This is a genomic window from Sphingomonas sp. Root720 (genome assembly GCF_001428605.1).
GTDB lineage: Bacteria > Pseudomonadota > Alphaproteobacteria > Sphingomonadales > Sphingomonadaceae > Rhizorhabdus.
The window spans coordinates 1-18916 of sequence record NZ_LMID01000012.1 but is presented as its reverse complement, the minus strand read 5'-3'; the positions used below and the strand labels follow the sequence as shown (position 1 = coordinate 18916).

Here is an 18916-nt window from a genome sequence, read left to right as displayed (position 1 = left end):
CCAATTGGCCTTTTGAGGCATCGCTGTGAACAGTTATCTTCCCGGAGAAGGGAGATTTTCTTGGAAAACGCAGATTATCCGGAGATTCGGGAAGCGGTGAAGCGGTTATGCGCCGACTTCCCCGGGCCATATTGGCAGGAGCTCGACCGAGACCGCTCCTATCCTTCGGCTTTCGTCAAGGCGCTGAGCGACGCAGGATTTCTGTCCGTGCTGATCCCTGAGGAGTTCGGCGGGTCCGGCCTCGGCATCGGCGCCGCCACGGCGATCCTGGAGGAGGTCCATCGTTCGGGCTGCAATGGCGGCGCCTGCCATGCGCAGATGTACACGATGGGGACGATCCTCCGCTACGGCGGCGAAGAGCAGAAGGCCAGCTATCTGCCCGCGATCGCCAGCGGTGAGCTTCGCCTGCAGGCCTTCGGCGTCACCGAACCCACCGCCGGCACCGACACCACCCGGATCGAGACCTTCGCCGAACGCCGCGGCGACAGCTATGTGGTCAACGGTCAGAAACTGTGGATCAGCCGCGCCGAACATAGCGACCTGATGGTGTTGCTGGCCCGGACCCAGAAGCGGGAAAAGGGCGCCAAGCCCAGCGACGGCATGAGCGTGTTCTTGGTCGACATGCGCGAGGCGATCGGCCGCGGCCTGACGATCCGGCCGGTCCGCACCATGCTCAACCATGCAACGACTGAACTGTTTTTCGACAATCTGGAAATTCCGGCGAGCGCGCTGATCGGACAGGAAGGCGCTGGATTCCGCTATATCCTGGGCGGGATGAACGCCGAACGGATCTTGATCGCGTCCGAATGCATCGGCGATGCCCGCTTCTTCATCGACCGCGCCAGCGCCTATGCCCGGGACCGGCGCGTGTTCGGCCGCGCGATCGGCGAAAATCAGGGCGTCCAGTTCCCGATTGCGCGGGCCTATGTGCTGATGACTGCGGCGGCAGAAATGGTCCGCACGGCGGCCGCGCTCTACGATGCCGGCCAGCCCTGCGGCACGGAGGCCAATATGGCGAAGTTGCTGGCGTCGGAAGCGTCCTGGTTCGCCGCCGACATGTGCGTCCAGACGCATGGTGGTTTCGGTTTCGCCGAAGAATATGACATCGAGCGGAAGTTCCGCGAGACGCGCCTCTATCAGGTCGCGCCGATCTCCACTAACCTGATCCTCAGCCATGTCGCGACGCATGTGCTCGGCCTGCCGAAGTCCTTCTGATGGCGTCCCCGCTGTCTGATATCTTGGTGGTCAGCGTCGAGCAAGCCGTGGCTGCGCCGCTCTGCTCGGCGCGGCTGGCGGATGCCGGGGCTCGTGTCATCAAGGTCGAACGGCCTGAAGGGGATTTCGCGAGAGACTATGATCGGGTGGTCAACGGCGGCAGTGCCTATTTCGACTGGCTCAACCGCGGCAAGGAATCGGTCCGGCTCGATTTCAAGAAGGATTCGGACGCCGCCCTTCTCGCCGAGATGATCGACCGGGCCGACATCTTCATCCAGAATCTGGCGCCGGGGGCGGCGGAACGGTCCGGCTTCGGATCGGCCATGCTACGCCAGCGCAATCCGCGCCTGATCACCTGCGACATCTCTGGCTACGGCCTCGATGGGCCGCTGAAGGATCGCAAGGCCTACGATCTGCTGATCCAGTGCGAGAGCGGCCTGGCGTCGATCACCGGAACACCCGACGCGCCCGGCCGGGTCGGCATATCGATCGTCGATCTCACCTGCGGCCTCAACGCCTACAGCGGCATCCTCGAGGCGCTGCTGCGCCGCGAGCGCACCGGCTGCGGCGCCAGCCTGTCGATATCACTGTTCGACAGCGTCGCGGACTGGATGGCGGTGCCGCTGCTGCACCATGATTATGGCGGCAGCGCCCCTTCGCGGGTCGGCATCGCCCATCCCAGCATCGTGCCCTACGGCGTGTTCCGCTGCGCCGATGCCAAGGACATCGTCATCGCGATCCAGAACGAACGGGAATGGACGACGCTGGTACGTCAGGTTCTCGGTGAGGACCAGCTGCTGTCCGACGACCGTTATTCGAGCAACAGCGCCAGGACATCCCGGCGGGAGGAGGTCGACGCGATCATCGCCGGGGCTTTCGCACGGCGCAGCGCAACGGAAATGGCCGCGCTACTCGACGAAGCACGCATCGCCTTCGCGATGCTCAATGACGTGTCGGGCCTTTCGCTTCATCCGCATCTGCGCCGGATATCTGTCGACAGCCCGGAAGGCGTCGTGTCGCTGCCGGCGCCTCCGGTCCGCTGGACGGACTGGGAGATCGGCGCAGTCCACGTTCCCGCGCTCGGCGAGCACGACCAAGCGATTGAAATCGAATTCACCACATCACAAGAAAAGCAGGCTGGATAATCTCCAGCCTCGGAAAGAGGGCCCAGATGGCGACGCAACCTAAGCAAGACACGGACAGGAAGCCGAAAGCAGGGAAAAGCCTGCTGCATGACAAATTCACCCATGTCGTGCCCCGCCGCCGCCTCGCAACGGAGGATCTGCGCCATAACCTCGCCGAAGTCGATCCTGCACTGCTGCTGATGGCGCTCGTCCATATCACTCGCGATACCGGCCTGCTGGATCGGTACGGTCCGGAACTGAAGAAGGTCGACCGCGGCGAACTGCAGCCCGGCGTGAAGCATGTCGACACCGTCGCCGGCGTATCGACGGCCGCCGTCATTTCCGATCAATCGCGCAACGAGCTGATTGACCTCGCGGTGGCGGCGCTCGATAAGGATCCGGCGGAGCAGACCGAATATCTGAGCGGCTACGAGCTCGACTCCGACACCTTCATCAAGATGGCCTCGCTCGTCGTCGACCAGCCCGTCAATCCGGAAAATACAGAGATGTTTCTGGAGCAGGCCGGCTTCGTTCGCCCGCTGCCGGTCCTGCCGCAAAGCGGCAAGCATCCCGCGGAGCGGATCGAGCTGGCGATCATCGGCGCAGGCATGACCGGCCTTGCCGCCGCAGTGCAGGCGATAGACCGGGGCTTCCGCTTCCGCATCTTCGAAAGCACCGACAAGGTCGGCGGGGTGTGGAGCCTGAACGACTATCCGGGCGTCGCGGTCGACACCCCCGCAGTCTATTATTCACTGTCTTACGAGATGAACTCGTCCTGGAGTTCCTATTATCCGACTGGCCCCGAATATCTCGCCTATCTCAACAAGCTAGTCGACAAATATGGCTTCCGCGACAGAATCGAATTCAACAGCGAGATCCTGCGCGTCGAATGGATCGATACCGATCAGGAATGGGAACTGACGATCGTCCGCAACGGCCGCGACGCCTATAAATATCGCGCGGCGGCGGTGATGACCTGCCTGGGCCATCTCAATCGCCCGCTCTATCCCGACCTGCAGGGACGCGAGACGTTCAAGGGCGTTTCGATACATGCCAACCGCTGGCGGCACGACGTTGATCTGCGCGGCAAACGCGTCGGTATCATTGGCACCGGCGCCACCGGCGTGCAGGTGATCGGTAAGATTTCGCAGGAGGTGGGGCATCTGACAATCTTCCAGCGCCAGCCGATGTGGATCGCGCCCAATCGGGTCGGTGATGGCGTGGTAGCGCCGGGCAAGCGTTGGGCTCGGGAAAACCTGCCCTATTATCTCCATTGGGACCGGCTGAAGGATTATTGGAGCTTCGGCGACGCGGTGGGCTATCCGGTCGTTCGCGCCGATCCGGAATGGGCCAAGACCCACCAGTCGATCTCGCCGGCCAACGACGCGGCGATGCAGTTCTTTCTGAACTACATCCATTCCTGCTTCGGCGAGGATAGCGAGCTGACTCGCAAGCTCACCCCCGATTACGCCCCGCTGGGCAAACGCATCGTCCGCGATCCCTATGATTTCGCGCCGGGCGGCTTCTATTATGCGCTCAGCCAGCCCAACGTCGATCTCGAAACGTCGAAACTGGCGCGCGTGGTACCGGACGGAATTCTGACGTCCGAGGGCAAGCTGATCGAGCTCGACGTCATCATCTATGCGACCGGCATGACGCTCGACTGGCTGTCGCCGGTCGAGGTGGTCGGCCGCGACGGCGTCCGCCTGAGCCAGCTATGGCGCGACAATAACCCGTCATCCTATCTCGGCGGATTGGTGCCGGGTTTCCCTAACCTGTTCGTCAATTCCGGCCCCCACACCGGGGCGGCGCATGCCGGCGGCCACAACTTCATGGCCGAGGTGGTCAACCATTATGCGATGGAATGCCTGCAGATGCTGGTCGAGGAGGACGCCCGATCAATCGAGGTCACCCAGGAAGCGCATGACGAGCATAACCGGAAGCTGGACGAAGCCATGGCCGGCTCGATCTGGGTCTGGGAGCGCCGCGCAAACACCTACTACACCAATCAGAAGGGGCGGCCGATCCTGCCCACGCCGTGGCGGCACGTCGATTTCTGGAAGATGACGCGCGAGCCTCGCAAGGACGCCTTCATTCTTCGGTAGGAGCACCGGCGGCGCGCCGCCGCGGAGAAAGCATATGGACGAATTGATGCCAACCAAGCAGCGCGGCCTGATCCTGGGCGGCGGCGGCGTGACGGGCCTCGCCTGGGAAATCGGCGTCCTCCACGGCTTGCTGGGCGCGGGTGTGCCGCTGCTCGAGGCCGACGAGGTGATCGGCACCTCGGCGGGGGCCTTCGCGGGCGCCGCGCTGCTCGATCCGCGCGGCATCGCCTGGGCCTATGAGCGGCAGCTGACCGGCGCCGCCAGCGAAATTTCGGCCGACTTCCCACCCGAGGTGATCGGCGCGCTGACCTCGATCCTGGGCGATTATGCCGACGATCCGGAAGAGGCCGGACGGCAGCTCGGCGCCTTTGCCATCGACGCCCGTACCACCGACACTGCCGCGCGCATGGCGGTCGTCCGCGAGCGGCTGGCAACCGCCGAATGGCCCTCCGGCTGTCTGCGCATGACGGCAATCGACGTGCGCACCGGCAAGCTGCATCTTCTCGACCGGGCGTCCGGGGTAGATATCGTCGATGCCGCTGCGGCGAGCGGTGCGGCGCCGGGCATCTGGCCCGTGGTCCAGACAAGCGAGACCCTGTGGATCGACGGGGGCAGTGTCTCGGTGAGCAATGCCCAACTCGCGTCCGCCTTCGCCCGCTGCCTCGTCATCTCGCCGATGACGATGAACTTCTCCGGCGCGTCGGTTCAGAGCCAGCTCGATGCGTTTGCCGCGACGCGAAGTCTTCTGATCACACCCGATCCAGCCAGTAGCGAAGCGATCGGAACCAACCCGTTCGATGCCGACCGCCGGCCCGGCGCAGCCGAGGCTGGTTATCGGCAAGGTCTGGCCTTGGCCGGAGAGGCATCCGCCATCTGGCGATGAGAGCGAAGGCAAGCCGAAAGAACAGGAGGATCCATGGTCTATGATCTCAAGATCCGCGGCGCAACGATTGTCGACGGGACCGGCGAGCCCAGCTTCAGCGGCGATGTCGCGATCAGCCGCGGCGTCATCGTCGCGGTCGGAGAAGCGCCGGACACCGCGTATCGCACCATCGATGCCGACGGAACCCTGCTGACGCCGGGCTTCATCGATCCCCACACCCATTATGATGGCCAGGCGATGTGGGACGACGAACTCGTCCAGTCGGCCCGTCACGGCATCACCACGGCCATATTGGGCAATTGCGGCGTCGGCTTCGCGCCGGTCGCGCCGGGCCGGCAGGATGATCTCATCACTCTGATGGCGGGCGTCGAGGATATTCCGGGCACTGTCCTGAATGCGGGGCTGGACTGGGACTGGGAGAGTTTCGGCGACTATCTCGACCGTCTGGATCACCGGCAATGGTCGATCGATATCGGTGCCCAGGTCACGCACGATCCCGTTCGCATGTATGTCATGGGCGAGCGCGCGCTCAGCCGGGAGATCGCGACCGAGGACGATATCGCCCGGATGCGCCAGCTGGTCTCGGCCGCGCTCGGCGCGGGCGCCTTCGGTTTTTCGACGGGACGGAACGACGCGCACCGCATGGCGGACGGCCGGGATACCCCGGCGTCGATCGCCGGCGCTCGCGAGCTGACGGCTATCGCCCAATGCCTCCGCGATCATGATTATCGCGTCCTCCAGATCACTTCGGACTTCGATCAGGCCGAAGGTCCCGCCGCGTTCGACGCCGAGTTCGCGCTGGTCGAGCAGATGGCAGAAGCATCGGGCCGGCCGATCTCGTTGAACCTCCTGCAGCGGGAAGGGGGCGGCGACCAATGGCGTCGCGTGGTCGAACGATCCGAGGCCGCGCTGGCCCGCGGCCTGGACATCCGCTTCCAGGTCGCGGCGCGCGGCGTCGGCGTGCTGATGGGGCTGACATCTTCCTTCCATCCCTTCGTTGCCCACCCTTCCTTCCAGGCGATCGCTACTCTTCCGCTGGCAGAGCAAGTGCGCACAATGCGCGATCCGGGCTTCCGAACCCGACTGCTCGCCGAGGCGCCGGTGCCCTATGCGGGCAAGGGCAATGCTGCGCCGGCCTTCTTCGATCAATTGCTGGGCGATATGGATCGCTACGCCGCACGTATCTTTCCGGATCGCGGCGTGCCCGATTTCGAGGCTGGCCACGACCGGTCGCTCCAGGCGGAAGCCCGCCGCCGGGGCATCAGCGCCGTAGAAGCGGTCTATGACGCGCTTCTGGATCGTGACGGGCACGCGCTGCTCTACCTGCCGATCTTCAACTATGGCGGCGGTAACCTCGACGACGTCCGGGAAATGCTGGTCCATCCCCAATCGATGATCGGGCTTGGTGACGCGGGCGCCCATGTCAACGTCATCACCGATTACAGCTACCCCACCTTCGCCCTGTCCTTTTGGCCCTACCGGCGGAAAGCCGGACCCGGCCTGACGGCGGAGCGTATCGTCCAGCTGATGAGCGGCGCGCCAGCGGCGCATCTCGGGCTCAACGACCGTGGCGTCATCGCGCCGGGACGCCGCGCCGACATCAATCTGATCGACCCCGTTCGCCTTCAGCTCCTGCAAACCCGGGTCGCACATGATCTGCCGGCTGGCGGGCAGCGGCTGCTCCAGGACTCGTGCGGCTATCTCGCCACATTGGTGAAGGGCGTCGTCGTCGCGGAAGGTGACGAACTGACCGGCGCCCGGCCGGGCCGCCTGCTGCGCGCGGGTAAGTTGCGCGAAACCGCACTTAAAAATACGAACGGCCGTTTGTATTTTTAAGTCGATCCTGATATCTGGATTCGAACTTTGAGGAGATTTGCGATGTCGGATGCTGCGTCTGGAGATGGCCGCGCCTTCTCGGTCCTGAACGTCGAGGATGTCGAACCCTGGGAATATTATGAGGCCGCCCGATCCCAGGGCGATGTGATCTGGGACGAGGGCATGGGCGGCTGGGCGGTCCTCCGCTTCAAGGACTGCGCTTGGATCGAGCAGAATGAAGACAAGTTCCGCAATCCCTATCAGACCGTCCCGGAGGTAGTCGTCCAGATCAAGGGCGGCGGCCGCAACATCGCCCTGCTGGGGGGCGAGGAACACAAACGCATGCGCCGTTTCGTACTCCAGCTACTTACCCCCCGCCTTATCGAGAGCTATCGCCAGAAACATGTCGTCCCGATCGTCGACATGATGATCCAGCGCGTCCTCGCGCGCGCCGGCAAGGCCGACCTGACCACCGATTTCGGCGACCAGATCCCGTCGCGCGTGATCGCCGCCTTGCTCGGCATGCCGTGGCAGGACGACGCCTTAATCCAGCGCATCCTGCATCTGCACGAACAGATGATGGAAGTGCTGGGCGCACTCTTTGCCACCGAGGAGCTTGTCCAGAAGGGCCTGGCAATCTCCAAGGAGCTCAACGAGATGCTCCTGCCTTACATCCGGGATCGCCGCGAAAACCCGCAGGACGATTTCATCAGCCGCGTCTGGCAGGAAGCCCCGTCCGGATATGGCGACGATCTGACCGAGGAGGATGCGACCGCCATCTGCCGCGAACTGTTCCTGGGCGGCGCCGACACCACCGTCCATGGCATCGCAAACACCCTCTATCTGATCCTGACCAACGACGAGGTCCGCTCGGCGGTCGAGACCAACCGCAAGGCCGCGCTCCCCGTCGCGGTAGAGGAAGCACTGCGGCTCTATGGATCGATCATGTACCGCTTCCGCGTCGCCAATCAGGATATCGAGGTGGGTGGCGTCCAGATCAGGAAGGACGAGAAGCTCGTCCTGCTGCACTCCGCCGCCAATCGCGATCCCGAGAAATTCGCATGCCCCCACATGGCCGATCTGAACCGCCGGCTGCCCGCCGACCATCTCGCGTTCAACAAGGGGCCGCGCTCCTGCGTCGGCATGGGGCTAGCGCGGGCCGAGATCAACGAAGCGGTCGGCGCGATCCTCGACAATCTGCCTGACCTGAAGCTCGACCCGACCGCCCCGCCACCACATTTCGGGGGGCATTTCGTGCGCTCGTGGCGGCCGCTGAACGTCACCTTCGCCGCCGGCGCCGCCCACGGCGCCGACAAGGGAACCTGGATGTAAGATAGATGGGCCGTTGCCGGCTTGGTCGGCGGCGGCCCATACGCGGCTAGGCTCGCCAATGACTCTACGACACAGCACTCACCGCGTGGCGGGCTGAAGGTTCAATGGCCCTGCCCGCCGCCCGTGTTCGGCATCAGCGCGGCGGTGAGGCCGCCATCGACGGTCAGGTTGACGCCGGTGATCTGCGCCGCTTTCGAGCTTGCCAGGAACAGGATCGCTTCGGCGACCTCGTCCGGCTGGCTGAGCTTGCGCAGCGGCACCGCCGCCTCCCGCCGCTGCCGGTTGAGCAACTGGGTGGGGTCGCTCGCGTCGTTGAAGGCGCCCTGGGTGATGCCGGTGTAGGTCGGCCCCGGCGACACGCAATTACACCTTATGCCGTCAGGGCCCCATTCGAGCGCCATCTGCTTCACCAGCATGATCAGCGCCGCCTTGCTGGCGCTATAGGTGGCCAGCGGCGGGGTGGCGTACTCGCCTGCGATCGAAGCCGTGGCGACGATGCTGCCGCCGCTCGCCTTCAGCAACGGATAGGCCGCCTTGCCGAGCAGCCAAGTAGGTCGCGTGTTGATATCGAACAGCAGATCGAACGTTTCGACATCGAGATCCTTGAGCGGGCCGCTGCGGACGATGCCCGCATTGCTGACGAGGCTGTCCAGTCCGCCTAGCACGGCTTCGGCGGCGCGGACGCTGTCCGTGCAGGCTTCCGGCTTCGACAGGTCCGCGGTGAAGGGGATGGCGCGTCCGCCCAGCGCGGCGACTTCCTGCACGGCGGCGTCGAGCCCCGCCTGATCGCGATCGACCAGAAATAGTTCAGCGTCCTTCCCAGCAGACTGCGCCGCAAGGCGCGCCACCGACCGACCGATTCCGCTGCCCGCACCCGTGATGATCATCTTCATGCTAGAGCCTTTCCGATGGCAGGGCACACGTCAGACGGCAGCCGCCCGTTCAGAGATTTTCTCGAAGAACCAACCGAGCCTTGCCTCGTCCATTGCGTCGCTCATCTCGAGCGCCGGCGTGCCGCGCCGCCGCCCCAACTCCTGCGCGGCCGAGGCGGCGGCAGCGGCCTCCACCTCATATATGGTGAGATAGGCCCAAGGCGTCGTGCCTTCGGCATGGACGGCTCCGGCGATGCGGTAGCGGGTCGCCCGTACCATCCCGTCGATGCTCAGCACATCGACCACATGGCGCTCCTCATACCATTGGTTGAACGCCTCGTCTTGGCCGGGCGCCGCGTTCATCAGGGCCATCAGGATGACATTTCCTGACATCAGGCTTCACTCCCGCCGATACGGATCACGACCTTGCCGACGTGGGCGCCCCGGTCGAGATAGGCGAGCGCCTCATTGGCCTGCTCAAAGTCGAAAACCCGGTCGATCTCCGGGCGGATCCCGTGGAACGCGATCGTGCGGTTCATCGCCTGGAACATCTCGCGCGATCCCACCAGCACGCCCCGCAGGATGCAGTTGGCCGACAGGATCGACATCGGGTCGATCGACTCGCCACCGGCCAGCATCCCGATGATGCTGACGATCCCACCCGGCGCGGCGCAGCGGATCGATTGCGGCAGCGTGCCCGCCCCGCCGACCTCGATCACATGATCCACGCCCTGGCCTCCGGTAAGGCGGAGAACCTCGGCGCTCCAATCGGGGTGCCGCGCATAGTTGATGACATCATCGGCGCCGAGCGCCCGAACCCGGGCAAGCTTCGCGTCGCTTGACGAGGTGACGATGACACGCGCGCCCGCAGCCTTGGCGAACTGGACCGCGAACAGCGACACGCCCCCCGTGCCCAGCGCTAGCACCGTCTGGCCCGAACGCAGCGGCGTCAGCCCATAGAGGGCATTCCAGGCGGTGAGCGCGGCGCAGGGCAATGTCGCGCCTTCGTCAAACGACAAGTGTCCGGGCAGCTTAACCAACCCATGCTGGTCGAACGCGCGATACTCGCTGAGCACGCCGTCCAGCGCCCCCGCCAGCGTATTCTCCCGGCCTTCGCGCGAATGGGATCCGCCGAACCAGCTCTGGGCGAACAGGCCCGCGACCCGGTCACCCGGCGTGATGCGGTCAACCCCCGGGCCGATCTCGACGACATCACCCGCACCGTCGGACAGCGGTATGCGGCCGGGCGGAGCGACGGGGAAGCCATGCCGACCATCGGAGAAGAGCAGATCGCGATAGTTGAGCGACGCAGCCTTTAGCCGAACGAGAACCTGCCCTCGGCCAAGCTGCGGGCGATCCCTGTCGACGCATCGCCACCGCGGCATTTCTCCGGCCGGCGCCGCTTCGAAAGCCTTCATCGTCCATCCTCTTCCATCGCCGGTCCCCCGATCGAACAGATGCAATTTACAAACGCTCGTTCGTTTGTTTAAGTGGTCTCAATCGAATTGTCCATCCAGTGGGAGGCGAACATGAATGAGACCGGCGTGGATGTATATGTGGTCACGGGCGGCGCCGGAGGATTGGGGCGCGCCCTGTGCGCGCGGGCGGCGAATGGCGGCGCGCATGTGGTGGTGGTCGACATCGGCGAATCGGCGGTGTCCGTTGCCGAAGAGCTGACCGCCCGGGGCCTTTCGGCGGAGGCGGCATCGTGCGACGTTTCCCGGCGCGAAGAGATCGAGGCACTGCGCGCGCGGCTGACCGAAAGCAGGCGTGTGCCGACGGTGGTAGCCAACCTTGCCGGCGCGACCCGCAACGCGCCGCTCGTTGACGTGACCGAAGAGGATTTCGACCTCACCCTCGCTACCCACGCCCGCGGCACGCTGAACATGATGTGGGCCTTCGCGCCGGCCATGAAGGAGCGCGGCTATGGCAGGATCGTCAACACAAGCTCGGTCGCGGCCCGCGGCTCGCCCACGGGCATGAGCTATGTCGCGGCCAAAGGCGCGATTGAGGCGATGACGCGGACTGCCGCCATCGAACTCGCCCGGCACGGCATCACCGTCAACTGCGTCGCTCCGGGCGGAGTCGATGGCGGGATGTTCAGGATGCAGCCGGAAAAGGCGCAGGAGCAGATGCTCAGCCGCACCCCGATGCGGCGGGTCGCCGAGCCCGACGAGATCGCGGTCTGCTATATGTTCCTGGCGTCGCGCGGGGCGAGCTTCGTAACCGGCCAGACGCTCTACGCTTGCGGCGGCGCATCAATCGGCGCGTTTCTCTAGCCTCGAATAAGGCCGGCGACCTCGCGCCGGCCACCCTACTCGTCTATGAAGACGGTATAATCCTCAAGCGGCGCCCGGCCCGCGACGAAGCTGTTGGCGGGAGCGTCGGGATCAGCATAGCCGACCGCCATGCCGCAGAACAGCATCAGCTCCGGCGCAAGGGTCAAAAAGTCTCCGATGGTCCGCGAGTAGAGGCTCCACGCTTCCTGCGGACAGCTGTGCAACCCTGCCTCGCGTAGGAGCAGCATCAGCGTCTGCAGCGCCATGCCCATATCGGCCCATTGCGGCGGCCCCATGCGCCGGTCGATGCTGCAGAACAGGCCGACCGGGGCGCCAAAGAACTGCAGATTATAGGCGGACCATTGCGCCCGGCCCTGCTTGTCTTCCCTGGCTATGCCAAGCCGGTCGTACAGGCCGAAACCGACCTCGAAGCGCCGTTCGCTATAGATGGCGGGCATTTCCTCTGGCAGGATATCATATTCAGTCGGCTCGCCGCGGGGCGCCTCCGTCGCGCGGGTCCGCATCAGCGCCTTGAGCCGGGAAAGGGCCTGTCCCGTAACCACATGAAACTGCCAGGGCTGGAGATTGCACCCCGACGGCGCCCGCGCCGTCAGCTTCAATATCCGGCGCAGCACGTCCTGATCGACCGGCTTATCGAGAAATCCTCGCACCGACCGGCGGGAGAGAATGGCCCCGGTGACGGACACGGCTGCGGCGGTGTCGACAGGGCCATCGGGGCAAATCAGATCCTCCATCAGGCGCACCTTAATAAAACGGTTGACCGTTTTTCTTTATGGCTTAGGATGATGCCCGTCAAGCTGGCGCCATCGCTCGGATTCGTTGGGAATGGCCGTCGCTTATAAGGATCGTCCTGCACCTCGCCGTCGAGGCTGCGGTGCCGCAACTCATTGGCAATAGAGGGAGCATGAAGATGGCAGACGCGGGGGAAACGGCATCGTCGGATGTCCTGTTCGAGCGGAACGGCCGGGTAGCGACGGTGATATTGAATGCTCCCGAACGGCTGAACGCGCTGAGCAATTCGATGATGAAGAAGATCGGCGATGCGATGCAGGAGTATGAGGCCGACGACAGCGTTCATGTCGTCGTCTTCCGCGGCGCGGGCCGGGCGCTCTGCAGCGGTTCCGAGGTGGTCGAAATCGCCGACCTCTATCATGAGGTGGGGGCTCATACCGACCGCCGCGAGCTCAACAAGCTGGCCATGTGGTTCCAGCGGAACATCTGGGAGTTCGCCAAGCCGACCGTCCTCGAAGTCAAGGGCTATTGCTACGGCGGCGCGAACCTCTTTCTCGCCTTCTGCGATCTGGTAGTCGCGGCCGATGACGCGCTGATGGGCCCGAACGAGAATCGCGGCATGGCGCTCGACCCCTCGATGGCGCTCTGGACCCTGACCATGGGCATCCGCCGGACCAAGGCGCTGTTCCTCACCGGTGACACGATCGACGGGAAGAAGGCCGAGGAATATGGCCTTGTGAACAAGAGCGTCCCCGCTGACGAGCTCGAAGCCTATGTCGACTGGCTCGCGCAGAAGATCGCCAAGACCGATCTGTCGCTGCTTTCGCTCCTCAAGCAGGGCGCGAACATGGTCTATGACGTCATGGGTGCTTATCCTATGTTCAAGGCCAATGTGATGTTCGATCACATGGCCCACATGGATTCGAAATTCGGAGAGACCCTGAACCGCGTGAAGCGCGACGGTCCGCGCGCGGCTTTCGAATGGGTCTATGGCGAAAATGACGAGCCGACCTTCCTGGAGGGGCCGCCGAAGAAGAAGGCTGACTGAACATTAAGGGACCGGCGGCGTGAGCGTGCGCCGCCGGATCGACGCTTACCTAGCCGGACGCGACCGCTCGGCAGCAATCAGGTGAAGAGGGTGTGATGGGGGGATCGTCCGACGGGCAGCAGGGCATGGATCAGTTCGATGTGGTGAGCTTGTACGGCCGCCACCCGTCGAAGCGATGGGAGCGAACCTCGGTTGGCGACATGTTCGAACGCATGTGCTGGAGCTACCCGGACAAGAAGGCGATCGTGGCAAGCGCCGACGCGTGCGGCTCGGAGCGGTTCGCGAGGCTGACCTACCGCGCGGCGGATCAGCTGGCCAATCGCATCGCCAACGCGCTGATCGCCCGCGGCCTGCAACGGGGCGACCGCGTCGTGTTCTTTTGCGAGAATTCGGTCGAGGCCTATATCTCCAAATTCGGCATCGCCAAGGCCGGCATGGTCGGCGCGCCGATCAATCCGCGGATGGCGCCCGATGTTCAGGATCACCTGCTTTCGACGCTGGAGCCCAAATTGGCCATCGTCGATCGTGAGCTGTGGCCCGCCGCCGAAGCGACGTTCACCCGCCACGGCCTCACCGGCGTGATGATCCCCATAGGCGGGTTGGACATCCCGGACGGCTGGGTAAGCTTCGAGAAGTTCGTCGACGACTCATCGATCGAGGAGCCCGACGTCGAGATCCATGGCGACGACATCTGGGAGATCCTGCCGACCTCCGGCACGACATCGATGCCCAAGGGCGTAATGATGTCGCACCACTGCTCCTATATCGGCGCTTATGGCAACGCGCTCACCTTCTCGCGCGGCCTGCGGTTCGAATCTGACATGCGAACCTGCAGCGTGCTGCCGCTGATCTATCATGCCCCTGACCAGACCCAGGCTTTCCCCGCCTTTCTATGCGGCGGGACGCTGATCATGGGGCGGCAGGCCACGGGGGCGAACTTCGCCACTATGGTCAGCGACGAACGCGCCACCCATTTGTGGGCCGGCTCGCCGCAGTTCATCGAGGAGATGATCGCCGAAATCGAGGCCAAGCCCGGCCGCTATGACATCACCAGCCTGACCTCGGTGGTGTTCGCCTGGGCCGCGCTCGATCCTGCGACGGCCGACAAGCTCAAGGCACTATGCGGCGAGCAGGTCCAGCTTGTCGAGATATTGGGGCAGACCGAAGCCATGCCCTGCACGCGCTTTTATCCGGACAAATGGCCGGAAATCTATCGCGCCTCCGCCCCCGCTATCAACCATACCGGGCTTCCCGCGCCGATCCTTGCCGCCGGGCTGATGGACGAGGAAGGGCGGCTGATCGAGCGGGACACACCCAATGTCGCGGGGGAGATCGTCTATCGCACCCCGGCGATGACCGCCGGCTATTACAAGAATGAGCAGGCGACGCAGGAGGCATTCCGCGGCGGCTGGTTTCATTCGGGGGATGCCTGCATCTATGACGAGAACGGCCTGTTCGTCATGGTCGATCGCTACAAGGACGTCATCAAGTCTGGCGGCGAGAATGTGTCGACGATCCGGGTCGAGGGCGTGATGCGCGGCCATGAGGCGGTCGAGAAGGCGGCCGTCGTTGGTCTGAACCATCCGCGCTGGGGCGAAGCCGTCACGGCGTTCGTCATCCTCGCTCCGGGGAAGAGCTGCAGCGAAGAGGAACTGATCGCCTATGGCCGCGCTCGGCTGGCCGGATTCGAGGCGCCCAAGGCGGTGATATTCGTCGACGAGATCCCCACGACGCTGGGCTCCAAGGTGCTAAAATATAAATTGCGCGAGCAATATCGCGACTATTTCGTGGCAAGCGAAACCGCCGAACGGAAATAGGCCGGGACGGCCCGCCATGATGGCGATGACGACGAGGAGAAAGCCATGTCCGGCCCACTGAACGGACTGCGCGTGATCGAGTTCGCCGGTATCGGCCCGGGTCCGTTCTGCGCGATGATGCTCGCCGACATGGGCGCCGATGTGATCCGGATCGAGCGAAAGCGGAGCGCACCAGCGCCCGCCGCAGACCGTTCGGCGAGCTTCGACATCACCTTGCGCGGCCGCCGCAGCATCGCGCTTGATCTGAAGAAACCGGCCGGCGTGGATATCGCACTCTCGCTGATCCGCAGCGCCGACGCGCTGATCGAAGGCTTCCGGCCCGGCGTGATGGAGCGGCTGGGCCTCGGCCCCGACGAATGCCTGGCCGCCAATCCGCGACTCGTCTACGGCCGGATGACCGGTTGGGGACAGGCCGGCCCACTGGCGCAGACCGCCGGTCACGACCTCAACTATATCTCCTTGAGCGGCGCATTGAATGCGATCGGGACGCGCGACGGCTGCCCGGTGCCGCCCCTGAATCTGGTCGGCGACTATGGCGGCGGTGCGATGATGCTGGCCTTCGGGATCGCCTGCGGGCTTCTGGAAGCCGCCCGTTCGGGCAAAGGGCAAGTCGTAGATGCCGCGATGAGCGACGGTGCCGCCCTGCTTTGTTCGCTGTTCTACAGCCTAAATGCGGAAGGCGCGCTGGATCTGCAGCGCGAAAGCAATTTCCTCGATGGCGGCGCGCATTTCTACCGCACCTATGCCTGCGCCGATGGCCGGCACATTGCGGTCGGCGCGATCGAGCCGCCCTTCTACACCCTGCTGCTCGACCTCCTCGACCTCGACCATGCCGAATTCCATCCCCAGATGGATCGCCAGAGATGGCCCGAATGGTGCGAACGGTTCGCCGCGCTGTTCGCGACCCGCACCCGCAACGAATGGGTCGAGATATTGGGCGGGTCAGATGCATGCTTCTCGCCGGTGCTCGACTGGAATGAAGCCCCGCTGCATCCTCACAACGTCGCACGCGGCGCCTTCACCACGCGCGACGGGCTGGTCCAGCCTTCGCCCGCACCGCGCTTCAGCCGCACGCCCGGCAGGGTTGCGGGGCCGCCGGCCCGTTATGGAGAAGATGGCGAGTCCATATTGGGCGAACTGGGGCTTGCGGCGGAGGAAGTCCGGTCATTGAAAGCCTCGGACATACTCGGCTAATCCGGCGGGGAGGGCATATGCTGATCATATCGGATGCTCGCGACGGCGGCTGCGCGATCCTGACGCTCGATCGGCCGAAGGCGCTCAACGCCCTCAACGGCGAGCTGCTCGACGCCTTCGACGCGGCGCTGGACGTGATTGAGGCCGACGATGGAAAGCGCGCGCTGGTCATTGCCGGCAATGGCCGCGCCTTCTGCGCCGGGGCCGACCTGAAGGAGAGCGGCATCGATGCGATCGCGCGCGTGGACCGCATGCATGCACTGATGCTGCGCCTGCTCGATTTTCCGAAGATCATCGTCGCCGCGATCGACGGCTTCGCGCTGGGCGGCGGGCTGGAACTGGCGATGGCCTGCAGCTTCCGCGTCGCCTCTCCCGCATCCGCGCTGGGTTTGCCGGAGATCCGGATGAACCTGGTCCCGGGCTATGGCGGCACACAAATGCTGCCACGCCTCGTCGGCGCAGCCAGGGCCGCCGAGATGATCCTGGACGGCGAACCGATAAGCGCCGCCCGCGCGCTCGAGATCGGGCTGATCACGGCGATGAGCGCGGAAGGCGAGCCGGTGCTCGATGCCGCGCTGGCGCTCGCCGCCCGCTATTCACGCCATGGCCTGGAGGCGCAGCATGCCGCGCGCCGGGCGATATGGCGCGGCGCGGGCCTTTCGATCGAGGACGCCTTCCGGCTGGAGCGCGAACTGGTGTCCGACGTGGCACGCAGCAAGGCGGCGCAGACCGGCGTGGCCGGCTTCCGAGAAACGGGCCGCAACTGATCCGCCCCGCTCGGGCGGCAGCGGCCCTCTAGGAGAAGATCGAGGCCGGTGGAACGATGCCGAGACCGCCGTCGAGGTTCAGTATCGCCCCGGTCATATAGGCCCCCCCCCGTCCGCACAGCATGTGGACGAGCCCAGCCAGATCCGCAGCGTTGCCGAGCCGGCCCAGCGGTATCTTGGATTCGACCCTGTCGAGTCGATCTTCGTCCTGCGTCACATAGGCGCTCATGCGGCTCTCGAAGACACCGGGCGCGATCGCGTTCACCGTGATCGACGATCCGGCCAGCTCATGCGCCATGATCCGGGTGAGATGGTGAAGGGCCGCCTTCGAAGCGGCATAGGAATAGGCATCCTCCGCGATGGGCTGGGTGCCTACCATCGAACCGATATTGATGATGCGCGCTGGATCGTCGGGCTGGGCGTTCCGGCGCAGGAGGGGCAGCAGCCCCTGGGTCAGCGCGAAGGGAGCGGTCAGGTTCACGGACAGTACCGACTGCCACGCCTCGTAGGGGAAGCTTTCGAAGGGCGCGCCCCATGTTTTGCCAGAATTGTTGACCAATATGTCGAGGCCGTCGGTCAGGGCAGCGACCTTTTCGCACAGGTCGGCGACGCCCTCCTTGGTGCCGACATCAGCGCCGATGGCGAAAAGCGCGCCCGTGGGCGCCTCGGCCGCAATTTCCTCCGCCGCCTGACGGCACGCACTCTCCTTGCGGGACGCGATGATGACGTTCGCGCCCGAGCGGGCCAGTGCCGAGGCGATCATCCGGCCGATGCCGGTCGCGCCACCGGTGACCAGCGCCCATTTGCCGAGGGTGCTGAAGAGTCGGACGAAATCTTCCTGTCCCGGCGCGGCAGGGGCATTGGTGGAGACGGTCGTCATCCCTGGGCGCGCTTGGCGGTCGGCTTCGCCGCCGCCATTGCCGCTTCGCTTGCGCCGATCATCCGGAAGATGGCTGCAATATGCCACCGGACGAGGCCGGCGGGGGTCAGCCGGCCGTTCTCGCGATACCAGTTGGGAATCGCCGCCAAGGTCGACAGAATGCTGAGGCAGGTGATGTCGAAATCGTCGATCGCGAAGTCCCCGACCTTGCCGCCATCGGTCAGGATCTGCTCGAGGATGGTGCGGAAGGCCTGACGCAGGTCGACATATTCCTCGTAGCGGTCCTTGGATACGTTGCGTATCTCCATATGGGCGACAAAGGCTTCTTTGCGATGCTCGGTGTGCCACATCACCATCACGTCGATGAAGCATTTGAGCCGGTCGACCGGGGTGGTGCAAAGCTCGAGCCGCGCGGTGATCTCCCCCAGCAGATCCTCCATGATCGCGCAGACGATCATAGACAGCAATTCTTCCTTGCTCTTGAAATAGTTATAGAGCGATCCGGGCTGCAAATTGGTCTCGCTCGCCAACAGCCGGACGTTCATTCCGTCATAACCGAGTTTGTGGATCAGCTGAATGGCTGTATTCCTGATCACCGGCCATGTGGTGTCGCGCTTCGATCCAACCGTCCGCATTCGAACCTCGCGATAACTCAGATGCCATGCTTATAAACGGCTGATCGTTTTTTAACAGCCCCAGCGGCTGATGCAGCCCACTCTTTCTTCCACCATCGGCCCCGCCTAGTGGTTCATCGCCTTGACGATTTCCTCGACCATCTTCTTGGCGTCGCCGAGGAGCATCATGGTGTTGTCCATGTAGAAGACGTCGTTGT

18 protein-coding genes are annotated in these 18916 nt (G+C 64.5%); 11 read left to right on the top strand and 7 right to left on the bottom strand.

Features of this window, described 5'->3' with window-relative positions; all coding sequences use genetic code 11:
• Nucleotides 1–60 precede the first annotated feature (60 nt).
• From ASE22_RS15255 to ASE22_RS15230, 6 genes are read left to right on the top strand one after another with little or no spacing between them, the layout of a single operon-like run.
• The gene (locus ASE22_RS15255) at nt 61–1215 is read left to right on the top strand and encodes an acyl-CoA dehydrogenase family protein (protein WP_235536456.1); all 1155 of its coding nucleotides are present in this window, start codon (nt 61–63) and stop codon (nt 1213–1215) included.
• On the top strand, nt 1215–2360 hold the full coding sequence (locus tag ASE22_RS15250; protein WP_056361396.1) for a CaiB/BaiF CoA transferase family protein: 1146 nt from the start codon (nt 1215–1217) through the stop codon (nt 2358–2360). Before ASE22_RS15255 ends, ASE22_RS15250 begins: the two co-directional genes overlap by 1 nt.
• A gap of 26 nt (nt 2361–2386) precedes the next feature.
• Nucleotides 2387–4444 carry a flavin-containing monooxygenase gene (locus tag ASE22_RS15245; protein WP_056361394.1) on the top strand — a complete coding sequence of 686 codons (2058 nt, stop codon included), beginning with the start codon at nt 2387–2389 and terminating at the stop codon, nt 4442–4444.
• 34 nt (nt 4445–4478) lie between these two features.
• The gene (locus ASE22_RS15240) at nt 4479–5327 is read left to right on the top strand and encodes a patatin-like phospholipase family protein (protein WP_056601633.1); all 849 of its coding nucleotides are present in this window, start codon (nt 4479–4481) and stop codon (nt 5325–5327) included.
• A gap of 33 nt (nt 5328–5360) precedes the next feature.
• Nucleotides 5361–7163, top strand: a complete 1803-nt coding sequence (locus ASE22_RS15235; RefSeq protein ID WP_056361388.1) for an N-acyl-D-amino-acid deacylase family protein — start codon at nt 5361–5363, stop codon at nt 7161–7163.
• 42 nt (nt 7164–7205) lie between these two features.
• Nucleotides 7206–8474, top strand: a complete 1269-nt coding sequence (locus ASE22_RS15230) for a cytochrome P450 (protein ID WP_056361385.1) — start codon at nt 7206–7208, stop codon at nt 8472–8474.
• 101 nt (nt 8475–8575) lie between these two features.
• Here ASE22_RS15230 and ASE22_RS15225 read toward each other — a convergent pair whose 3' ends face one another.
• Genes ASE22_RS15225 through ASE22_RS15215 form a run of 3 tightly spaced genes read right to left on the bottom strand, consistent with a single transcriptional unit; the run spans nt 8576 to nt 10764 of the window.
• Nucleotides 8576–9367, bottom strand: coding sequence for an SDR family NAD(P)-dependent oxidoreductase (locus ASE22_RS15225; protein ID WP_056361383.1), 792 nt, complete (start codon nt 9365–9367; stop codon nt 8576–8578).
• A 30-nt stretch (nt 9368–9397) separates the two neighbouring features.
• On the bottom strand, nt 9398–9739 hold the full coding sequence (locus ASE22_RS15220) for a DUF4286 family protein (protein WP_056361380.1): 342 nt from the start codon (nt 9737–9739) through the stop codon (nt 9398–9400).
• Nucleotides 9739–10764, bottom strand: a complete 1026-nt coding sequence (locus ASE22_RS15215) for a zinc-dependent alcohol dehydrogenase family protein (protein WP_056361377.1) — start codon at nt 10762–10764, stop codon at nt 9739–9741. Before ASE22_RS15215 ends, ASE22_RS15220 begins: the two co-directional genes overlap by 1 nt.
• A gap of 111 nt (nt 10765–10875) precedes the next feature.
• On the opposite strand from ASE22_RS15215, the gene ASE22_RS15210 reads away from it, so the two are divergent.
• Nucleotides 10876–11625: an SDR family NAD(P)-dependent oxidoreductase gene (locus tag ASE22_RS15210; RefSeq protein ID WP_056361373.1), complete on the top strand. Its 750-nt coding sequence runs from the start codon at nt 10876–10878 to the stop codon at nt 11623–11625.
• 35 nt (nt 11626–11660) lie between these two features.
• On the opposite strand, the gene ASE22_RS15205 is transcribed toward ASE22_RS15210, so the two are convergent.
• Nucleotides 11661–12380: a nitroreductase gene (locus ASE22_RS15205; RefSeq protein WP_235536458.1), complete on the bottom strand. Its 720-nt coding sequence runs from the start codon at nt 12378–12380 to the stop codon at nt 11661–11663.
• Nucleotides 12381–12550: 170 nt separating this feature from the next.
• Between ASE22_RS15205 and ASE22_RS15200 the strand changes: the two genes are divergently transcribed.
• The 4 genes from ASE22_RS15200 to ASE22_RS15185 all read left to right on the top strand — a co-directional run bounded on the left by ASE22_RS15200 (nt 12551) and on the right by ASE22_RS15185 (nt 17204).
• Entirely contained in the window at nt 12551–13426 is an 876-nt protein-coding gene (locus tag ASE22_RS15200) for an enoyl-CoA hydratase/isomerase family protein (protein WP_056361371.1), read from the top strand.
• Between the two features lie 125 nt (nt 13427–13551).
• Nucleotides 13552–15243 carry a class I adenylate-forming enzyme family protein gene (locus ASE22_RS15195; RefSeq protein ID WP_056361368.1) on the top strand — a complete coding sequence of 564 codons (1692 nt, stop codon included), beginning with the start codon at nt 13552–13554 and terminating at the stop codon, nt 15241–15243.
• A 45-nt stretch (nt 15244–15288) separates the two neighbouring features.
• Nucleotides 15289–16437, top strand: coding sequence for a CaiB/BaiF CoA transferase family protein (locus tag ASE22_RS15190; RefSeq protein WP_056361364.1), 1149 nt, complete (start codon nt 15289–15291; stop codon nt 16435–16437).
• Nucleotides 16438–16454: 17 nt separating this feature from the next.
• Nucleotides 16455–17204 (top strand): enoyl-CoA hydratase/isomerase family protein, encoded by a 750-nt coding sequence (locus ASE22_RS15185; protein WP_056361361.1) that lies wholly within the window; start codon nt 16455–16457, stop codon nt 17202–17204.
• A gap of 28 nt (nt 17205–17232) precedes the next feature.
• On the opposite strand, the gene ASE22_RS15180 is transcribed toward ASE22_RS15185, so the two are convergent.
• The 3 genes from ASE22_RS15180 to ASE22_RS26835 all read right to left on the bottom strand — a co-directional run.
• The gene (locus ASE22_RS15180) at nt 17233–18084 is read right to left on the bottom strand and encodes an SDR family oxidoreductase (RefSeq protein WP_056361357.1); all 852 of its coding nucleotides are present in this window, start codon (nt 18082–18084) and stop codon (nt 17233–17235) included.
• A complete protein-coding gene (locus ASE22_RS15175) occupies nt 18081–18680 on the bottom strand; it encodes a TetR/AcrR family transcriptional regulator (RefSeq protein ID WP_162248203.1) in 600 nt (199 codons plus the stop codon). The genes ASE22_RS15180 and ASE22_RS15175 overlap by 4 nt, the downstream gene beginning before the upstream one ends.
• Before the next feature lie 144 nt (nt 18681–18824).
• The coding region (locus ASE22_RS26835; protein ID WP_156407250.1) for an NAD(P)(+) transhydrogenase (Re/Si-specific) subunit beta at nt 18825–18916 on the bottom strand (92 nt) is incomplete at its 5' end.